The 19,505-nt window shown below is 73.1% G+C and carries 15 protein-coding genes; 4 read left to right on the top strand and 11 right to left on the bottom strand.

The window, feature by feature from the left end; genetic code table 11:
• Window positions 1-619: 619 nt before the first annotated feature.
• The 8 genes from ABZ449_RS25765 to ABZ449_RS25800 all read right to left on the bottom strand — a co-directional run bounded on the left by ABZ449_RS25765 (window position 620) and on the right by ABZ449_RS25800 (window position 9,430).
• Window positions 620-2,224, bottom strand: coding sequence for an alpha/beta hydrolase (locus tag ABZ449_RS25765; protein ID WP_360350255.1), 1,605 nt, complete (start codon window positions 2,222-2,224; stop codon window positions 620-622).
• Between the two features lie 252 nt (window positions 2,225-2,476).
• Window positions 2,477-3,472 (bottom strand): phospholipase, encoded by a 996-nt coding sequence (locus ABZ449_RS25770; protein ID WP_360350258.1) that lies wholly within the window; start codon window positions 3,470-3,472, stop codon window positions 2,477-2,479.
• Window positions 3,473-3,634: 162 nt separating this feature from the next.
• Window positions 3,635-4,990, bottom strand: a complete 1,356-nt coding sequence (locus ABZ449_RS25775) for a (5-formylfuran-3-yl)methyl phosphate synthase (RefSeq protein WP_360350261.1) — start codon at window positions 4,988-4,990, stop codon at window positions 3,635-3,637.
• Window positions 4,991-5,148: 158 nt separating this feature from the next.
• Window positions 5,149-5,751, bottom strand: a complete 603-nt coding sequence (locus ABZ449_RS25780; RefSeq protein ID WP_360350264.1) for a hypothetical protein — start codon at window positions 5,749-5,751, stop codon at window positions 5,149-5,151.
• Window positions 5,748-7,142: a hypothetical protein gene (locus ABZ449_RS25785; RefSeq protein ID WP_360350266.1), complete on the bottom strand. Its 1,395-nt coding sequence runs from the start codon at window positions 7,140-7,142 to the stop codon at window positions 5,748-5,750. The genes ABZ449_RS25780 and ABZ449_RS25785 overlap by 4 nt, the downstream gene beginning before the upstream one ends.
• Entirely contained in the window at window positions 7,139-7,948 is an 810-nt protein-coding gene (locus ABZ449_RS25790) for an ATP-binding cassette domain-containing protein (RefSeq protein WP_360350269.1), read from the bottom strand. The genes ABZ449_RS25785 and ABZ449_RS25790 overlap by 4 nt, the downstream gene beginning before the upstream one ends.
• A 32-nt stretch (window positions 7,949-7,980) precedes the next feature.
• Window positions 7,981-8,808 (bottom strand): zf-HC2 domain-containing protein, encoded by an 828-nt coding sequence (locus ABZ449_RS25795; protein ID WP_360350272.1) that lies wholly within the window; start codon window positions 8,806-8,808, stop codon window positions 7,981-7,983.
• Window positions 8,809-8,869: 61 nt separating this feature from the next.
• Window positions 8,870-9,430 (bottom strand): RNA polymerase sigma factor, encoded by a 561-nt coding sequence (locus ABZ449_RS25800; protein ID WP_360350274.1) that lies wholly within the window; start codon window positions 9,428-9,430, stop codon window positions 8,870-8,872.
• Between the two features lie 227 nt (window positions 9,431-9,657).
• On the opposite strand from ABZ449_RS25800, the gene ABZ449_RS25805 reads away from it, so the two are divergent.
• The 3 genes from ABZ449_RS25805 to ABZ449_RS25815 all read left to right on the top strand — a co-directional run bounded on the left by ABZ449_RS25805 (window position 9,658) and on the right by ABZ449_RS25815 (window position 12,796).
• Window positions 9,658-10,212, top strand: a complete 555-nt coding sequence (locus tag ABZ449_RS25805; RefSeq protein ID WP_360350277.1) for a TetR/AcrR family transcriptional regulator — start codon at window positions 9,658-9,660, stop codon at window positions 10,210-10,212.
• A 238-nt stretch (window positions 10,213-10,450) separates the two neighbouring features.
• Window positions 10,451-11,488, top strand: coding sequence for an agmatine deiminase family protein (locus ABZ449_RS25810; protein WP_360350280.1), 1,038 nt, complete (start codon window positions 10,451-10,453; stop codon window positions 11,486-11,488).
• A gap of 144 nt (window positions 11,489-11,632) precedes the next feature.
• The gene (locus ABZ449_RS25815; RefSeq protein ID WP_360350282.1) at window positions 11,633-12,796 is read left to right on the top strand and encodes an agmatine deiminase family protein; all 1,164 of its coding nucleotides are present in this window, start codon (window positions 11,633-11,635) and stop codon (window positions 12,794-12,796) included.
• A gap of 94 nt (window positions 12,797-12,890) precedes the next feature.
• Here ABZ449_RS25815 and ABZ449_RS25820 read toward each other — a convergent pair whose 3' ends face one another.
• From ABZ449_RS25820 to ABZ449_RS25830, 3 genes are all read right to left on the bottom strand, one after another.
• On the bottom strand, window positions 12,891-14,057 hold the full coding sequence (locus ABZ449_RS25820) for an agmatine deiminase family protein (RefSeq protein ID WP_360350285.1): 1,167 nt from the start codon (window positions 14,055-14,057) through the stop codon (window positions 12,891-12,893).
• A gap of 397 nt (window positions 14,058-14,454) precedes the next feature.
• Window positions 14,455-16,515: a phosphocholine-specific phospholipase C gene (locus ABZ449_RS25825; RefSeq protein ID WP_360350288.1), complete on the bottom strand. Its 2,061-nt coding sequence runs from the start codon at window positions 16,513-16,515 to the stop codon at window positions 14,455-14,457.
• Between the two features lie 381 nt (window positions 16,516-16,896).
• Window positions 16,897-17,892 (bottom strand): ricin-type beta-trefoil lectin domain protein, encoded by a 996-nt coding sequence (locus tag ABZ449_RS25830; protein WP_360350291.1) that lies wholly within the window; start codon window positions 17,890-17,892, stop codon window positions 16,897-16,899.
• Window positions 17,893-18,420: 528 nt separating this feature from the next.
• Between ABZ449_RS25830 and ABZ449_RS25835 the strand changes: the two genes are divergently transcribed.
• The gene (locus tag ABZ449_RS25835; protein WP_360350294.1) at window positions 18,421-19,470 is read left to right on the top strand and encodes a substrate-binding domain-containing protein; all 1,050 of its coding nucleotides are present in this window, start codon (window positions 18,421-18,423) and stop codon (window positions 19,468-19,470) included.
• Window positions 19,471-19,505 lie beyond the last annotated feature (35 nt).

Consider the following 19,505-nt stretch of genomic DNA (forward strand, 5'->3'; position numbering starts at 1 on the left):
TTTGGCACGCTGTTGAGTTCTCAAGGAACGGACGCTTCCTTCGGACCGCCTTCCAGCGGACCCTCCGGGCTTCGTTCTTTCGTGTTTCCAGCTTACCAGACGTTTTCCGCTCCGTTTACCGGGGCTTTCCACTTCCGATTTGCCGGTGTCGCCCGGCGCTTGCGCTCCGTTCGACGTTTCAAACCTTAGCCGAGCTCTGCTCCGAAAAGCGAATCGACCGCAATCCGATTAAATGAACACGCCACATTCAGACCGGGCCGTATCTGCCCATGACAGATCCGCCCGAGCCGGGAAGTGTTGCTTCAAGGGATTGGCCGCCCCGGGACCGTCCGCGCCGATGCGTGTCCGGTGCTCCCAGTCGAGCGACTGGGAGACAGTACTCCTCCTCGGCGCTCGAGACAAACGCCCTGTGCCAAGGGCCGCCGGCGCCTCGGAAGAGGCACCGATCCCATGGGATCGTTCGTGGGTCCGATGACGGTCCCGAAGGGGACGCGGACGTCGCGGGCGAGTGGAGAGGACCCGGGCGGGACCGAGGACCCGGGGGCGGTCCGGGCGGCGTTCGCCGAGCTGACCGTCCTGTCGGAGGGCGGCGCCCGGCAGCCCGCGCCGGTTCACCGCCTCACGGGCGGGCGGCGATGCAGTCGGTGTCCTGGGCGGGCAGGACGCCGTCCAGGAGGTAGCGGTCGACGGCCGCGTCGACGCAGGCGTCCCGCGGCGCGAACATGCCCGCGTAGACGGTGTGGTGGAAGGCTCCGCGCAGGGTGACGAGGCGGGAGCCGGTCAGGGCCCGGTGGGCGGAGAGCTGGCCGGCTCGGGTCGCGGCCGGGTCGCCGTCCGCGCCGACCAGGAGGGCGGGTACGGCGTTGCGCACCCGGGTGGGCGGTTCGGCGGGCTGTGCGGGCCAGAAGGTGCAGGGGGTGAGGTTGCGGGTGAGCGGGCCGAACAGCGACTCGTCGGCGCGGTGGACCTGGACGTCCCGGTAGTAGGCGAGCGGGTCGCGCGAGGCGGCGCGGTCGGCGCACATGATCGCGGTCTGCACGGCGGCGGACCCGCCGATGTCGGGGGCCTCCAGGCCGGTGAGCACGGCCTCCAGCAGCGCGGTCGGCTCGGCGGTCCGGCCTTCGGCGGCGTCGACCAGGACGCGCACCAGGTCGGCGAACTCCGTGTAGGCGGCGGTGTCGTCGCCGGCCGACACCGTCCACAGCACCTGCGGCAGGGTGCGGGCGTCGACCCGGTGGGTGCCGACCGTCAGCGGGGCCCGCTCGGTCTGCCGGCGCACCCGCTCCACCGCGGCCAGCACCCGGGTGGTGCTGGTGCCCAGGTGGTGGCGGTCGTCGTGGCGGGCCGTCCACTCGGCCCACGCGGTGAGCGCGGCGTCCATCGCGGGGCCCTGGGTGGCGGTCAGGTCGGGGCCGAAGCGGTCGGGGTCCAGGGCGGCGTCGAGCACCGCTCGTCCGACCCGCTCGGGGAACAGCTGCAGGTACACCTCGCCGAGGTAACTGCCGTAGGAGGAACCGAGGTAGGCGATCGTCGGCTCGCCGAGGACGGCGCGCACCAGGTCCATGTCCCGGGCGGTTTCGCGGGTGGAGACGTGCGGCAGCACGTCGCGGTACGGCGCGCAGCGCGCGGCCAGGTCCTCGGCGACTGCGGCGGACCGCTCGAAGGTCGCGCGGGTGGGGCCGGCCGACCCCGGGCCGCTGGTGGGCCAGCCGCAGTCCAGCGGAGTGCTGGCGCCGACGAAGCGCGGGTCCATGGCGACGATGTCGTAGCGAGCGGCGAGGGCGGGTGCGGCCTGGCTCAGGGCGAGGCTGAGGTGTCGGGCGGGGACGCCGGGGCCGCCCGGGTTGTAGAAGAGGGCGCCCAGGCGGTGGGCGGGGTCGGTGGCGGGCAGCCGGGAGAGGGCGACGCTCAGGGTCGGACCGTCCGGCCGGCGGTGGTCGAGCGGGACGGTGACCTCGGTGCAGCGGGCGCCGGCGTCGTCGAGCTCGGCGCCGGCGGTGTCCTGCGGGCCGGTTCGGCACGGGTGCCAGGCCGGCTGTTGGCGGCGCAGCGCGGCGAGCGGGTCGACGGCGTCGACACCGTCGCCGGTCGCCCGGGCCTGGCCGGTCACGCCGACCGCGTCGGCGACGCGGCCGGCAGCCGCGGCGCCCGCGGCGGACGGCGCGGTGAGGAGGGTCAGGGCCAGCGCCGCCAGGGCGGCGGCCGGCTTGGCGGCGCGGATCACGATGGTTCCCCTCGGGTGTTCGGCAGGCCGTCGGGGCGACGCTAGGCGGCCCGGCCGGCCGGGCACATCCACCGAAGGTACCGGCCGACGGCGCCGAACTGCGCCTTCCGGTCTACGACTTAAGGATCACACCCCCGAGTGCCGCGTTCGGCCCGGGGGTGTGGACGAGAAGGCGGAACCCCCGGGTGGCGCCCGGCCGAGCCACCGCGCCGCCCTCCCGGTTCACCCTCCCGGTTCGCCCCTCCGGGCCGCCTACCGGAACAGACGGTCGCCGGCGGTGGCCATGCGGTGGGTGCCGCTGTGGCGGTTCACCCAGTCCCGGACGAGGTTGACGGCGTTGGCGCACTGCCAGCTGTTGTCGTACTCCCGCACGCCGGTGAAGGCGCCGTACCCGGCGATGATGCCGTCCACCTGCGCGTCGCCCAGCAGCTTGTCGACGTACCAGGGGTCGTTGTAGGTGGTCGTCCAGGACAGGGTGGCCGCGAGCCGTCCGGCGGCCCGGTCGGCCGCTCCCTTCTTCAGTTCCGCGCAGGTGTTGTAGGTGGCCTCCGTGCAGTTGCCGAAGCCCTTGGTGATGTCGCTGTCGCCGTAGTCCATCGCCCGGTGGCCGGCCGGGAATCCGGTGCCCGACTTGGCGAAGGCGCTCTGCACCTGGTCGCGGGTGCCGGTCGTGGTGATGCCCTCGAGCGGGCCGAGCTTGCCCTCCAGGCTCTTCCAGCCCCGGCCGCCGACGTCCGGCGTGCTGCCGCCGTGGTACTCGTAGAAGCCGTAGAGCACCTGGATGCCGGCGGCCGTCAGCCGCTGGGCCTTGTCGCGCAGCCCGGCGACGCTGCAGGTGCGGTTGGGCTCCTCCCCGCAGTAGTTGGGGTCCTTGATGTCCAGCCAGACCAGCGACAGCCGGCGGCCCGCGTTGGCGTTGGAGATGATGCGGTCGAGCATGCTGTCGAAGCTGGGGCCGAGCCGGTTCTCACCGGCCGAGGAGCAGTCATGGTAAACACGCCACTCGTTCGGGTTCCACCAGGCGCAGACGTCGATCTCGATGGCGTTGGCGCCGTGGTTGAGCGCGGCGTCCACGCCGTCCAGGGTGTCGACCCGGTGCGCGATGGCGTAGATCGGGTGACGCTGGTCGGCGGCCGCCGCCGGGGTGGCGCCGAGCGCGGTGGTGCCGGCGATCCCGCACAGCGCCGCGAGCGCCGTCAGGGCCGGGACCGTCCGTGAACGGGCACCGTGCCTGAGATGAGCGGTCAAGGGAGTCACTCCTTCTTGCTGGTGTACCGACAGGACGATCCCACCAACTGCGCCTTGACGTGCGGTAAACGGGCCATGAACGACATCCCGGGAAAGCGGAGCAGAGAGCCGGGCGGAACAGCCGGGCGGGAAGCGGCGCACCGGCCCGGCCCGGCCCGGCCGTCAGCCGAGCGGCGACAGCACCCCGTGGACGTCGGAGGAGTACGCGGCGAGGCCGGGGTGGCGCTTGAGCAGGTCCGCCACGTCGTCGAGCGCCCCGGGCTGCCCCGTCATCCGCTGCGGCACCACCAGCCGACCGCCCTGCTCGGGCGGGACCAGGCCACCCACCAGGGATCGGCGGACGGTCCGCTCGTGCCGGGTGCCGCGGCCGGTGCCGCCGTACGGGTCCCGGGCCAGGGCGCTGACGCCACCGCGGGCGGAGAGCTGGTCGAGTTCGGGGACGAGCCGCCAGACCTGCTGGGCGTGGTGGCTCTGCACCGAGCCGGCCAGGTTCGCCTCCAGGCCGTGGGCGTGGCACAGCTCCACGAAGAACCGGATCTCCTCCAGCGAGAGGATTCCGGCCCTGGCCAGGCCGTGCCGGTCGGTGTCGTGGCGGTCGAGGTCGGCGAGCTCCGGGCTGCCTGCGGTGGAGACCAGCCCGATCCGGGCGACCTTCAGCAGGATGCTGGTGTCCACCATGATCGCGTCGGCACCGGCCGCCGCACTGGCCTCGACCACCGCGCGGATCGCCTCCCGATCGGTGCGCCGGCCCGCCGTCAGGCCGTGACTCCGGTGGGCGAAAGGCTCGTTGACGGCCACGGTGGTGCCGGGCGCGTCCGGCGGCAGGGCGCCGGACGCCCTCAGCTCGGCCAGGTCCGGCCGTCGGCCGCCGAACAGCGGCCCGCCGTGCGCGTCGAGCAGCGCGTCCGCGTACTCGGCGAGGTCGAACGCCCCGGGCGTGGACGGCTCGCACGGGTAGTACTCCCGCAGGCCCACCAGGGATCGCCGCACCTGGGGCAGCGTCTTGCGGGCGTCCCACAGGTCGAGGTCCTGCGCGAACAGGACGGACATCACCCGGGTGTGCGACAGCCGCTCGGTCCGGCGCAGCGTCGCCGTGATCTCGCCGAGCACCTCGGCCAGTTCACTCGCCCGCATGCCGTCCAGGCCGACCTTGACGATCCCGCAGGGATGCACCCGGGTGCCCATCGCCAGGGCGACGCCGAGGGCGGCCTGCGCCGCCTTGCCGACCTGCTCGTAGGCCGACTTGGGCAGCGCCAGGCCGTTCTCCGCGCGCCGGAACAGCAGTTGGTCCTCGCCGATGTTGGTGCTCAGCTGGACCGGGAGGTCCCGCCGGGAGGCCAGCACCGCGTCCGCGATGTCCATGATCCGGCGCGGCTTGATGGTCCCGAGCGCACTGCGCGGATCCTCGCTGTCGATGATCCGCGCACCGCCGAGGACCGCTTCCCGTGCCTCCTGCGGGCCGAAGACGCTGACCAGCAGCCGTCGATCCGCCCCTACCCCGCCGGGTAAGCCGGACATTCCGATGGTCGACACCGCTCCCCCTCCGAAAGCCGAACCGCTCGTTCGGGGGCCAGTCTTGACCGCCGGGCGAACCCTGTGGACCGATCGGTGACCGATCGCCACTCGAAGGAGTGAAGGTTCTTGACAATCGCCCGGCGGTTCGGAGGGCGTGCCCGTCAGCGCCTCGGGCCGGCCACGGCGTACAGGGTGCCGCCCGTCACCAGCAGCGCCAGCGCGGCCCAGGTGGACGCCTCCGTGCCCGGGGGAAAGACCATCCAACCGAGGGCCTTCCCCACCGTGGTGGGCGGCAGCGGCGGGACGAGGACGGTGAACGCCAGCCAGCCGGTCGGCAGGGTCCAGGCGAGGTGCGCTCCGCAGAGCACCGCCCCGAGCGCGGCCAGGCCGACCAGGCCCGCGCTGTCCCGGACGACGACCTCGGTGGGGACGAACCTCGGGCCCACCGCCTGGACCGCCAGCAGCGCCGCACCGGCGACCGCGCCGATCAGCAGCGTGTGCGCCGCCCTGCGGGGCGCCCACCGGATCGCGGCCGTCCGGTCCAGGGCGAGGTCCTGCCCGCCGAGTCCGACGGAACCGGCCGCCACGCCGGCGGCGAGCAGGAAGAACGCGGTCGGGTCCATCGCGTCCGTCGGGTCCGTCGCGCCCGCCGCTCCCGTGCCGTCGCCCCGGGTGAAGGCCCACACCGCGAGTGCGACCAGCATGACCACGGCGGCCGAGGTCGGCACCTGCCGTGAACGCGCGTACAGCGTCAGCCACCTCATCGCGCCGCACCTCCCGCCGGCAGCTCGCGCAGCCGCGCCGTGCAGGAGAGGGCGGCGGTGCGCAGCTCGGCGATCCACGCGCGCTGCTCGGCCGGCGCCAGCTCCTTCAGACCCTGCCAGGCGGCGTCGGCAGCGGCCCAGGTCCGGCGCGAGTACTCGTCGGTGGCCTTCTCCTCGATCGGTCGGAGGGTGGGGTCGCCGAGGGCCCAGCTCACGGCGATGCTCTGGAGGGCGGCGTCGTCCTGTCCCCCGCCCTCCCGCGGGGTGCGGGGGTGGCAGCTCGGTGCCAGTCCGCCGGCGACCAGCGCGCGGGTCAGGTCGCTGCCGGTCGCATCGGCGAACAGCTGCTCGTCGAAGTCGACCAGCACCGCGTCGTCGGGCAGTGCGCGGAGGTCGCCGAGCGCGCGCAGCGCGGTGTCCTCCCGCACCGAGGTCGGGGCCCTGTCGCCCAGGACGTCATGGAGCACGCTCAGCGCCTCCCGACTGCGCGGTACGAGCTCGGCCAGGTGGGATCGGCTCGCCTCTGTCACGCAGACCGGCCCGTCGCACACCAGCGTGGCGGCGGCCTTGTCGATGACGTAGGCGTCGCGTGCGGCGGCCGGCAGGATCAGCAGGGCCGCGGCCGCGCCGGCCAGGACGGGGGTCACGGCGAGCAGCCGGGCCCGGCGGGTGGTGGCCGCCAGCAGGGCGAGGCCGGTGGCGAGCAGGCCGAGCAGCCAGATGCTCTGGCCGAGGTGGACGGAGCCGGACAGGGTCAGCAGCATCTGCCGAGGCTCCGCGGTCACCGGGGACAGCAGGCCGAGCCGGTTCGACGTCCTGCTGTCCGGCACCACCCCCTCGATCCGCACCCGCAGCATGTTCGTCGTCACGAGGCAGGCCACCACCAGGGCCGGCGGCGTGAGGACGGAGGGCAGCGTCCGCGCGACGCCCATGGCGAACACGGCGGCCGCGACGAGGCCCAGTACCGCCACCAGGGGGATCGGCAGCCAGCCGAGGCCCGTGTAGGTGGTCGGGCCGAGCGCCACCCTCGCTCCGCCCACGACGGTGAGGAGGCCGAAGCCCACCGCCAGCGCGAGCGCGAGCGCACCCGCCGGCAGCACCGCACGGCGCCAGGCCGGCAGCGGCGTGGTCGTCAGCAGCTCGGTCATCCGCGAGCGGGGTTCACGCAGCCCGTACACCGCCCCGATGCCGACCACGAGCGGCAGCCAGAAGGCCAGCAGGGAACGGGTCCACATGGCCATGGTGGTCCACTGGGCGGTCCACCCCGCGGTGCCCCTCGACCAGACTCCGTCGTACAGGAGGAAGACCGCCAGGCTGCCGCCCAGGACGACGGCTCCGGCCCACGGGGCGGCCGAGCGCCTCAGCTCGGTGCGCAGCACACGTCGGTTCACCAGGCGCTCCCCTGCTGTCCGGAGTTGCGGAGCAGCGCCGAGTAGCCGCGCTCCAGGGGGCTGTCGCCGGGGTGTTCGGTACCGCCCGCGGCGGCCAGTTCGTCCGGGGTGCCCTGGAAGACGAGGCGGCCGTCGGCGAAGAGCACCACGTCGGAGCAGGCGGCCGCGACGTCCTCGACCAGGTGGGTGGAGACGACCACGCAGGTGTCGCGGCCCAGTTCCTGGAGCAGTTCGCGGAAGCGCAGCCGCTGGGCCGGGTCGAGGCCGGCCGTCGGCTCGTCCAGCAACAGCACCGCCGGGGAGTTGACGATGGCCTGGGCGATGCCGGCCCGCCGCACCATGCCGCCGGACAGGGTCTTCATCCGGTGGTCGGCGCGGTCCGCCAGCCCCACCCGTTCCACGGCGCGCTGGACGGCCTCGGGGATGTCCGCCTTCGGGACCTCCTTCAACCAGGCCATGTACTCGACGAACTCGCGCACCGTGAAGCGCCTGTAGTAGCCGAAGTCCTGCGGCAGGTAGCCGATGCGGCGGCGCAGGGCCCGGTGGTCGCCCGTCCTGTGCAGGGAGGTGCCGAGGATCTCCAGTTCGCCCTCGGTGGGGCGCAGCACCGTGGCCAGGGTCCGGATCAGGGTGGTCTTCCCCGCCCCGTTGGGCCCCAGGAGGCCGTGGGCGCCGAGGCCCAGGGAGAGGTCGAGCCCGTCGACGGCCATCTTGGTCCGTCCGACGCGGACCCTCAGGCTTTCGGCCCGGATCTCCCAGGCGTAGGTCTTCGGCGCGGTGTCGGCCGCGCTCGTCACGGGTGTCATGCGGTGGTCCCTTTCGATGGTGGACATGGGTTTCACAGCGTCGAGTACGCGTCCCTGCGGGCGATCACGGCGCCGGTGCCGAGCGCGAGGAGCAGCCCCCACAGCGGCAACCGGTCCGGCTGCAGGGCCAGTTGGAGGACGGAGGGGAAGCGGCCGGTGACCGCGGCGGGTGCCACGACGACGACGCCCCACGCGACCGCCAGCCCGACGGCGGCGCGGGTCACCCCGATCACGCTGCCCAGTGCCAGGGCGGTGGAGGTGAAGGCCAGGGAGGGCAGCAGCCACTGCGCGGCCGTCGTGGTTCCGGTCAGCCATCCCCCCAGCAGCAGCGCGGGCAGGACGACGAGGAGGGCCGAGGTGGTGCGCCTGAGCAGCAGGGGCAGTCCGGCCCGGGCGGTCGAGGCGGTCAGTTCGTGTGCCGGGTCCAGGCCGCTCGACCACGACGCGGCGACACCGCACAGCGGCAGCACCGGCGCGAGCAGCGACACCACCGAGGAACCGCCGAGGAAGTCCGGGGGTGCGGCCACGTCCAGCAGCAGCGCCACCAGGGTGACGACGGCGGTCATGGCCAGCCACGGGGTCATGACCGGCGTCAGCCAGGACGACACCCAGCTCGGACGGTGCCACCGCGAGGGCCTCGTGACCGCCTCGTCCAATCGCGGCTCCAGACCGGCCCGGACGGTGTCGACGAGCGCGGCGACGCCGGGCGCCTCGGTGGCCACGGAGGCCGCCAGGTGGCTCCGGCACGGCGCGCACGTCTCCAGGTGGGCCTCCAGTGCCCAGACCGTGTCCGCCGCCATCGCCGTGTCACCACGCGCGTAGTCGTCGATCAACCGCCTGGACGCGTGTTCCCCTCTCATGCGCACCCCTCCACGACTCTCCCCCAGCCTTCGGCCGGGGGGACCCCCGTGCTTCGCTCGCTCATGCCAGCGCCTCCCGCATCGCGATCCGGGCCCGGCGGGCACGGGTCTTGACCGTGCCTTCGGGCAGTCTGAGCAGGACGGCGGTCTCCCGGACGGAGAGCCCGTCGAGCACCGTGGCCTGCAGTACCTCTCGGAGTTCGGGCGCCAGCCGCCGCAGGGCGTCGCCGACGTCGCCGCCGACGGTCCCGGCGAGCGCCTCCTCCTCCGCCGCCGGCACCACCGCCCGCTCGGCGGCGGCGACCGGCGGTTCGGCGTGGTGGGCGCGGCGCCGGAACGCGTCGACGAGGCGGCGCGCCGCGATCGTCCACAGCCACCCGACGGCCGTCCCGCCGACCGCGCTCCCGGCGAACGCGCCGGCGGCGCGCCACACCGCGAGATAGGTCTCCTGCATGACTTCGGCGACGATCTGCTCGTCCGCGCAACGGCGGCGCAGCCGCACCGCCAGCCATGGCGACGTACGCCGGTACAGCTCGTCGAACGCCGCGCGGTCTCCCCTGGCCACCAGCCGGAGGAGGCGCTCCTCGTCCACCTCGTCCAGTGCTCTCCTGCGTGATCTCACACCAGCCAGACGCGCGATCCGGCGTACGGGTTCTGCGCCCGGCGTGACCTGCGCCACACTCCGCGATCCCGGCCGTCGGCTCCGGCCCGGCGGCTCCCGCCGAGGTCAGCGCGGCGGGCCCCCGCGCCGGTCGCCCGCGGCTGATCGGTCGGTCAGCCGGAGGGCGGGACCGGGGGTTCACACCCCCGGTAAGGTGGTCGATCGTGGCCAGTCGTAAAACGTCGATCATGGAAGCAGCGGCGCGGGTGATCGCGCGGCGCGGGGTGCGCGGGCTGCGGGTGGAGGAGCTCGCGGCCGAGGCGGGGGTGTCCACCGCGCTGATCTACTACCACTTCAAGGACCGCACGGGGATCCTCCGTCAGACGCTGGAGTTCATCAACGACCGGGCGGAGCGGTACACGACCGGACGCGCGCCGGACGCGCCGCCGCTGACGCCCCGCGAGGAGCTGGAGCAGACCCTGCTGCTGGAGCTCCAGGACACCCCCGAGGTGCGGGAGAACAGCACCGCCTGGGGCGAGCTGCGGGCGAGTGCGGTGTTCGACGAGACGCTGCGCGAGGACCTGGCGCGGGCCACCCGGATCTGGGTGCAGGAGATCGCGGAACTGCTCGGCGGCGTACAGCCGATGTCCTCGGCGGTCGCACTGGCCGGCGCGGCCGAGCGGCTGACCGCGCTGCTGGAGGGGCTGAGCACGCGCTGGCTCAGCGGCAGCCTGCCGCTGGCGCACGCCCGCACGCTCCTGGCCGAGGCGGTCGACGCCGAGGTGGCCCGGCTCGGCTCCTGAGCCGTCCGCACCGATCGGGGGGCGCCCGGGCGTCACTCCACGCAGCGAACCCGTCAAGGATGCGTGAAGACGCACCTCTGAGTTTGACTGATTTTTCAGTCAGTGCGAGCCTGAACCCGCGGGCAGGGTGCTGCCGCCGGCCTCCCCCGTGGTGCGCCGCCGCGTCGCGGCGCGAAGAGTGGGAGCCGGCGGGCCCCCGGCGCCCTTCCCGGCACCGTCGCACGATCTGGAGATCCCCATGACCCACTACCCCGACGACCGGTCCACCGGGCCCTACCCCTGGGTGCCGGCGGACGACGTCCCGCACGCGCGGACCTGGATGTCCTGGCCCTCCCGCAGGGGCGTGTGGGGACTGCGCCTGGGCGGCGTCCAGGAGGACATCGCCCTGATCGCCCGCACGATCGCCGAGTTCGAGCCGGTGGTGATGTGCGCCCCCGACGACCGGACCGCCGACAAGGCCCAGTCCCGGTGCGGCTCCGGGGTGGAGGTGATCAGCGCGGTTCCCACCGACGACCTGTGGATGCGCGACACCGCGCCGGTGTTCCGCCGGGACGGCTACGGCGGCCTGGACGCCGTCATCCTCAACTTCAACGGCTGGGGCAACAAGCAGGTGCACCACGACGACGCGCTGGTCGCCGAGCGCCTCGCCGCCCGCCGCGGACTGCGCCACACCTACGCGGACTTCGTCGGCGAGGGCGGCGCGATCGAGACCGACGGCGACGGCACCGTGATGGCCACCGAGAGCAGCCTGGTCAACAAGAACCGCAACCGCGGCATGAGCCGGGACGAGATCGAGGAGGCCGTCCTGGAGGCCTACGGCGCGGACACCATGATCTGGCTGCCGGGCATCAAGGGCCAGGACATCACCGACGACCACGTGGACGTCACCTCCCGGTTCGTCCGCCCCGGCGTGGTGATGGTGCAGCTGCCGCCCGCGGACCGCGACGACGCCTGGGCGCGCGACGCCCGCGAGCAGTTCACGATCCTCTCCGCCGCCACCGACGCCCGGGGCCGCCGCCTCCAGGTCATCCCGGTGCACGGACCGGACACCGTCCGCTCCCGCAGCTCCAAGTTCGTCGACTCCTACCTCAACTTCCACCTCGTCAACGGCGGCGTCATCACCGCCCGGTTCGGCGACGCGTACAAGGACGCCGCCGCCGGGGAGGCGCTCGCCGCGGCCTTCCCCGGCCGCGAGGTGGTGCAGCTCGACGTCGACCGCCTGATGGCCGGAGGCGGCGGCATCCACTGCTCGACCATGCACGAGCCCTTGCCGTAGCCGCCGACCCGCCGTGGCCCGCGTGGCCCCTGCCGTCCACGCAGCCCCCTCGGCCCGCTCGGCCCGCTCGGCCCGCTTTGCGCCCCCGTGGCCGCCGTACCGCACACCTCGCCCACCGCACCGACCACCAGCCGGAGTGCCCCCATGTCCTCTGCCCTGTCCCGCCGTACCCTGATGCGCCGCCTCGCCGGGGTCGGCGCCGGTGTCGGCGCCCTCACCCTCGGCCTCACCGCCTGCGACCCCGACGACATCGGGGGCGGCGACGGCTCGGTACCGCCCCCGCGGCCCGGCGGCACCCCCGGCGTGCGCCGCTTCGGCGCCGAGTGGGAGAAGCACCTGCGCACCGTGATGTCCTGGCCGGCCTCCGAGAACATCTGGGGCGACCAGCTCCCGGACGTCCGCCGGGACGTCGCCGGTCTGGCCCAGGCGATCGCTGCGCGCGAACCGGTCGTACTGATGGCCCGCCCCGAGCAGAAGGACGCCGCCCAGAAGGCCTGCGGCTCGGCCGTCGAGGTGGTGCCGATCGCCGTCGACGACCTGTGGGCCCGGGACACCCTGCCGGTGTTCGTCGAGGAGGGCGGCACGGTCAAGGGCGTCGACTTCAACTTCAACGGCTGGGGCGGCAAGCAGCAGCGCGGCAACGACGCCAAGGTGGCCAGGACGGTGCTGGCCAAGTACGGCGTGGAGCGGGTCGAGACCCGGCTGGTGGCCGAGGGCGGCTCCTTCGAGACCGACGGCCTGGGCACCCTGATGGTGACCGAGAGCTCCGTCGTCAACGACAACCGCAACCCGGGCATGAGCCGGGACCAGGTCGAGGCGGAGCTGAAGCGGGTGCTCGGCGTGACCACGGTGATCTGGCTCGCGGGCGTCAAGGGCAAGGACATCACGGACGCCCACGTGGACTGCCTGACCCGCTTCGCCGCTCCCGGCGTGGTCCTGCTCGACCAGGCCTTCCCCGGCACCCCGCCGGACGTCTGGTCCCGCTCGGCCGACCAGGCCCGCACCGTCCTCAAGGACGCCACCGACGCGACGGGCCGGAAGCTCCAGGTGGTGGAGCTCCAGCAGCCGGACCCGGACAGGATCACCGGGCGCGGTGACGCCTTCGTCTCCTCGTACATGAACTTCTACATCGGCACCAAGGGCGTCTACCTGCCGAGGTTCGGCGACGCCCGGGCCGACGACCGGGCCCAGCAGATCATGAAGCAGTACTTCCCGGGCCGGGAGATCGTCCCGGTCAAGATCGACGCGATCGCGGCCGGCGGCGGTGGCATCCACTGCGCCACCCACGACATCCCCGCCCTGGGCTGAGCGGGCGCCGGGACGGCCCGCCGGAGTGTCCCGGCGGGTCGGACGGGCCCCGGGGGCCGGGGCCCGTCGGCGGACCGGACCCGGCCCCGTCTGCTCACACCGCGGGCTGCTGCTGGGTGGCGCAGTGGATGCCGCCGCCGCCCGCGGCGATGTGGTTGATGCCGACCTGGGTGACCTTGCGGCCCGGGTGGAGGTCCCCGATGATGCCGGCCGCCCGGTCGTCGGTGGCCTGGTCCCCGAAGCGCGGGACGATGACGCCGCCGTTGCAGACGTAGTAGTTGACGTACGTGGCCAGGAAGTCCTTGCCCGCGCCCGGGATTTGGGCGATGTCGGGCTCGGGGACGTCGACCACCTTGAGCGCGCGGCCCTTGGCGTCGGTCTCCGTCCGGAGCACCTGCAGCGCCTGCGCGGAGGCGGTGCTCCAGACGTCCGGCGGGGCGTCGGCGGCCGGCCGGTGCAGGACCACGGTGCCCGGCTCGGCGAAGCGGGCGAGGGCGTCGACGTGACAGTCGGTGATGTCCTGCCCGGCGACGCCCTGGAACCAGATCACCTTCTCGACGCCGAGCAGTTCCTTGAGGCTCGCCTCGATCTGGTCGCGGGACTTGCCGGGGTTGCGGTTGCCGTTGACCCAGGAGCTCTCGGTGGCCATCAGCGTGCCCTCGCCGTCCACTTCGATGCCGCCGCCCTCGCCGGTGATCGGCGCCTGGACGCGGGTGATGCGGTAGTGGTCGAGGAGGTACCGGGCGACCAGGCTGTCATTGGCGTGGGTCTGCTTGTCCCCCCAGCCGTTGAAGTTGAGGTCGACCCCGGCCAGCCCCTGCGGGCCGGTGACGAAGGTCGGGCCGGTGTCCCGGGCCCACAGGTCGTCGACCTTCAGTTCGAGCACCTCGACCGAGGAGCCGCAGGCCTGCCGGGCCTGGGCCGCCTGGTCGGGGCGGGCCAGCAGGACGACCGGTTCATATCCGGCGATCGCCTGGGCCAGCCCCGCGATGTCCTGCCGGACGGCGGGCAGTTGGTCGCCCCACACCTCCTCCAGCGCCGGCCAGGCCATGAAGGTGCGGGTGTGCGGGTCGGACTCGGCCGGCATGGCCCAGCCGCCGGCCGCCGGGCTCGCGGACGGGGCCGCGCCCGAGGCCGTACCGCTCTGACCGGACTGCTCCTCCGAGCCGCCGTCGGAGGAGCAGCCACCGGCCAGGGCCAGGGCGGCGAGCGCGGCCCCGGACCGCAGGAGTGCGCGGCGGGACGGCCGGGGGTGAGCCATGGAGCCTCGTTCCGGTTGGTGTCGGGTTCGGCTCCGCAGGCTACTGATCGGAAGGTCAGATTCCGGCGCGGCGCGCACCCGCCGTTCGGAGGAATCCGCTCACGGCCCCTCGGCCGCATCCCTCCCGCCCGCGGCCACGGCCCGGCGGGCGGCCCGGCAGTCCGCGGGTTCCGACGGCTGCCGGGCCAGGGCCGTCCTACAGGGCGCGGCGCGCGGCGGCGATCCGGTCGAGGGTGTCGCGGCCGGCGGCGTCGACGCCGAGGAGGTCCCGCTGAACCGGCTCTACTTCCTCTGACGATCCGCCCAGGATCCGCCGGGGTCCACCGGGCAGCCGTCGGGGCCGAACGGCGCCGCCCCGGGCACCTGGGTGCCCGGGGCGGCGCCGTGACGGGTGCCGTCAGTAGGTGATGATGCCCGGGTCGGAGAGGCCGGGCGCGCCGGTCTCGACGTGGCCGGCGAGCCGGCGCACGAAGTCCGCGGTCGCGCCCGAGGTGACGGTCACGTCGTACCAGTTGCGGCAGGCGCTCAGGTCGACGGTGTACGTGAGGGTCGCGCCCCGGCGGACGGTGACGGTCTGCGGCGTGCTGCCGTAGGCGTTGGCGAGGGTGAGCACGACGTCCGCGCCGCCCGCGTTGGTGAGCGTGAGGTCGAGGTTGCCGGTGGTCGCGTTGTGGCGGGCGGTGACCTCGGGACCGGCCGTCTTGCCGGGGTTGCGGAAGCGGCGCAGGAAGCCGTTGGGGCCGAACACGGTCAGGTCCGTGACACCCCCGGAGTACGTGGTGTTCCAGGCGTCCGCGATCGTCTTGCCCGCCTCCGTGGTGTACGTCCACGGGCCGTCGGTGCGGTTGGGCGAGGTCACCAGGAACTGGGCGCCCGCCGCCGCGCCCGCGCCGAAGGTGAGCCGGTACTTGCCCGTGGCGATGTCGGCCGCCCCGTCCACGGACGGCGCGTACGCCAGCGGGCGGGTGGGCTTCGCCCCCGGCTCCTGCTTCGGCATGGTGCCGGTGGCGGGCGGGGCGGGCACGTAGTCCGGGTGCCGGTTGCGGTCCGCCGGGGCGTAGCCGGCCGTCGAGGGGAGCGCCGCCGGGGCCGGGTTCGACGCGGTGAAGTCGAAGGCGGAGGTGAGGTCGCCGCAGACGGCGCGTCGCCAGGGCGAGATGTTGGGCTCCTGGACGCCGAAGCGGCGCTCCATGAAGCGGATGATCGAGGTGTGGTCGAAGGTCTCGGAGCAGCTGTAGCCGCCGGTGCTCCAGGGCGAGACGACCAGCATCGGGACCCGCTGGCCGAGGCCGTACGGCCCGGCCGAGTAGCCGATGCTGCCGCCGTAGTAGTCGGCGCCGGTCGCCACGGTCGACAGGCCCTGCGAGGCGGAGGAGGGCGGGAACGGCGGCACGACGTGGTCGAAGAAGCCGTCGTTCTCGTCGTAGGTGATGAACAGCGCGGTCTTCGCCCACACGTCGGGATTGGAGGTCAGCGCGTCCAGCACCTGCGAGACGTACCAGGCACCGTAGTTGGCGGGCCAGTTGGGGTGCTCGGTGAAGGCCTCGGGCGCGGCGATCCAGGAGATCTTCGGCAGCGTGCCGGCCTGGACGTCGCGCCGCAGGTGGTCGAACAGGCCGTCGCCCGCCTTGGCGTTGGTGCCGGTGCGGGCCTTGTCGTACAGCGGGTCGCCCGGCTTGGCGTTGCGGTAGTTGTTGAAGTAGAGCAGCGAGTTGTCGCCGTAGTTCCCGCGGTAGGCGTCGCCGATCCAGCCCCACGAGCCGGCCGAGTCCAGTCCGTCGCCGACGTCCTGGTAGATCTTCCAGGAGACCCCGGCCTTCTCCAGCCGCTCGGGGTAGGTCGTCCAGCTGTACCCGGCCTCCTGGTTGCCGAGGACCGGGCCGTTGCCGGTGACCCCGTTGCCGGTGCAGCCCGTCCACATGTAGTAGCGGTTCGGGTCGGTGGAGCCGATGAACGAGCAGTGGTAGGCGTCGCAGATGGTGAACGCGTCGGCGAGCGCGTAGTGGAAGGGGATGTCCTCGCGGGTCAGGTAGGCCATCGTGGTGGCCGTCTTGGCGGGGACCCACTGGTCGTACTTGCCGCTGTTGAAGGCCTTGTGGCCGCCGGCCCAGTCGTGGTTGAGGTCCTGGATGAACTGCATCCCGAGGTCGTTGGCCTGGGGCCGGAACGGCAGCACCTCCCGCTTGAGGCTGTCCGTCTGGTGCCACACCGACTTGCCGCTCGGCATGGTGACCGGCCGGGGGTCACCGAAGCCCCGGACGCCCTTGAGCGCCCCGAAGTAGTGGTCGAACGAACGGTTCTCCTGCATCAGCACGACGATGTGCTCGACGTCCTGGATGGTGCCGGTGCTCCCCTGCGGGGTGATGGACGCGGCTCGCGCGATGCTCTGCGACAGCGACGAGAACGCGGCGGTCGCACCGGCGAGTTGGAGGAAACGGCGACGGTTCAGCTCTGCCATGGGTGGGTTGACCTCAGCATGTCAGGAGGGTGGAGGACGGCGCCCCCAAGGACAGCGTGCGCGGGGTACCAGCCGGCGGCCCGTTCGTGACCGGCTGCCGTACGGAAGACGAACGCATCGAGTTGTACGGACAAGGTGTGTCACGATCCGCCGCACGATCAGCGGGTCCGGCGGGATCCACGAGGCACGGGCCAGTCCATGGTGAGGCAGCCGGTGGCCGCCGGGAAGAGGGCGGAGGCGTCGGTTCGCACGTGCTGTTGACCATCCGGGGAAGGGTTCGCTCCACCACGAACGGACGAACCGGCCGGGCTCCCGTGGTTCCGCGGGAGCCCGGCCGGGCGGGGCCGGGCGGGGCCGGTCACCTCCCCGCCGGTCGGCCGGTTACGGCAGGGTCCAGCGCTGGTTGGCGCCGCCGTTGCAGTCCCAGATCTCCAGCGGGGTGCCGTCGGCGGTGGCCGCGGCGGGGTCGTCGAGGCAGCGGCCGGACTGGTCGCTCCTCAGGCTGCCGTCCGGCTGGGGCGTCCACTGCTGGTTGGCGCCGCCGTGGCAGTCCCAGAGTTCGACCTTGGTGCCGTTGACGGTCCCGCCGCCGATGACGTCCAGGCACTTGCCGTTGTGGGTGAGGGTGCCATTGGTGCGGGTCCACACCTGCTGGGCGCTGCCGTCGCAGGCCCAGAGCTGCACGGCGGCGCCGCTGGTGTCGTCGGCGGCGACGACCTTGGTGGCGCCGTAGCCGCGCGCGACGAGCGTGCTCTTGAGGTTCTCGTACCAGCCCTTGTCGTAGCCGCGCTCGTTCCAGCCGCCGAGGTGGGAGACGTTCAGCTGGTGCCGGGCGGCGCAGTCCATCCACGACATCACGTAGTCGACGGAGTCCTGGGACCAGAAGTTGCCGCCGCTGCCGGTGTCGCCGATCCAGCCGGGGGCGCCCCAGGACAGGCCGTAGAACGTGATGTCGGGGTTGCGGGCCTTGGCCTGCTCGGCCAGCCACCACTCGTAGCCCTGGTTGCAGTCGACGGTGCCGCGGGTGTGCTCGATGCTCGGCTCGGCGCCGTCGGTGGAGTTGGTGTCGCCACCGATCTCCAGCTTCAGCACCTGCAGCGAGGCGCCGTAGCCGGGCTTGAACAGGTAGTCCAGCAGTTGGGTGCGCTGGGGCTCCGGATAGTCCACGAGCAGGCGGGAGTTGCCGCCGCCGCCGGAGATCGCGCCGACCCCGTCGAAGGTCAGGCCGGGCTTGCCGCCGTCGAGGGTGACGGAGGTCTGGACGGCTGCGGCGGCCTGGGCCGCGGGTGGTGCGGCCAGGGTGGTCAGCGCACCGGCGAGCACGAGCGCCGCACTCAGCACGGCACGCCGGATCGAGGACGGATGTTGACGGCCCATGGGCGTCTCCGGGGTGGGGAGGGGTGGGGAGGGGTGGGGAGGGGTGGGGAGGGGTGGGGGTGCTCCCTGGCGGTCGCCGGGGAGGGCGTCCGGCACGGGGGTGGGGCAGCGGCGTTGTCGGTCCCGCCAGGTGACGGTCCACTCCTGACAGGGCTCGGGGCACGGACGTTCCGCCGGGACCCAAGAGATGACGGGTACATGCCTTAACATCGAAGGGTGGGCAGAGCGTAGCCCCGACTTCCAACACCAATCAACAATTTGACGCAGTCTTCAACAGGACCAGCGGCAAGAGCAGCGCGATTGGCACCCGACAGCCACGGAAGTGCCGACCGATTCGCCAATGCTGGTGTGCACCAGCGCATCTGACGGTACATAACAAGAAGGTCTCAACGGCTCGCGATCGGATCACCGGGTTGACGGAAGTCGGAACCTGGGCGTTTCCTGTCCAGCACCGCGTTTGATTGCGATGATTCCTGATCGGTTTCACTCTCCCGGCCGTTCAGCCCCTCACCCCCAGGAGCCCCCACCATGCACCCCTCCCTCCGTGGCCGCCTGGCCTCGATCGCCGCGCTGAGCCTGGCCGCCTCCCTCGGTCTGACCGCCTGCTCCACCGGGCAGACCTCCTCGAACGGCGCGGACGCGCCCGTCGCCCCGGTGTCCGGCAAGGTCACGATCACCTACCTGCAGAAGCAGGGCGACCAGCAGTACTTCGTGGACGAGGCCGCGGGCGCCAAGGCCAAGGCCGCGGAGCTCGGTGCCGACCTGAAGGTGGTGAACCTCGGCAACGACGCGAACAAGACGGTCGGCGAGGTGCAGGCCGCGATCGCCCAGAAGAGCAACGGCCTGATCATCGTGGTGCCGGACCCGGCGGTCGGCCCGCAGGTGGTCCAGACGGCCCGGGACGCCAAGGCCGCGCTGCTCACCTCGGACGACCAGGTCTGCGCGAGCGGACCGGCCCCGGCGCAGTGCGCGGCGACCGACCTGGTGCCCCGGATCGGCTTCTCGGGCGCCCAGATGGGCGGTGAGGTCGGCAAGCGGGCCGCCGAGGAGTACAGGAAGGCCGGCTGGAACGCGGCCGACACCCGGATCATCTCCGCCTGGAAGCAGGACGTCACCGTCTGCGGCGACCGGGTGAAGGCCGCCAAGGAGGCCTTCGACCAGGCCGTGCCGGGCGTGCAGCTGATCGACGTCGCGACCGACAACACCCCCACCGGCGCGCAGGACAAGGTCGCCGCCACCATCACCGCCAACCCGGGCGTCAAGCACTGGGTGGCCTGGGGCTGCAACGACGAGAACGTCCAGGGCGCCGTCACCGCCCTGCAGAACGCCGGGATCAGCCCCGACGACATCGACGGCGTCGGCCTGGGCGCCTACCTGGCCTGCAAGAACTGGGCCTCCGGCAAGCCCTCCGGCATGAAGGCCGCCCTGTTCATCAACGGCAAGGACGTCGGCGCCCTGTCGGTGCAGACCATGTACGACAAGCTCAAGAACGGCAAGGACTTCCCCAAGGAGGCCTTCGCCCCGACCAAGATGGTCGACGCCGCCACCTGGCAGTCCGCGGGCGTGTCCTGCAGCTGACGCCGCGTCGAGCCGCCGGTGCGGCGGGCGGGCAC

Origin of the sequence: Kitasatospora sp. NPDC005856 (genome assembly GCF_040629945.1) — a bacterium.
In the GTDB taxonomy this organism is placed as follows: domain Bacteria; phylum Actinomycetota; class Actinomycetes; order Streptomycetales; family Streptomycetaceae; genus Kitasatospora.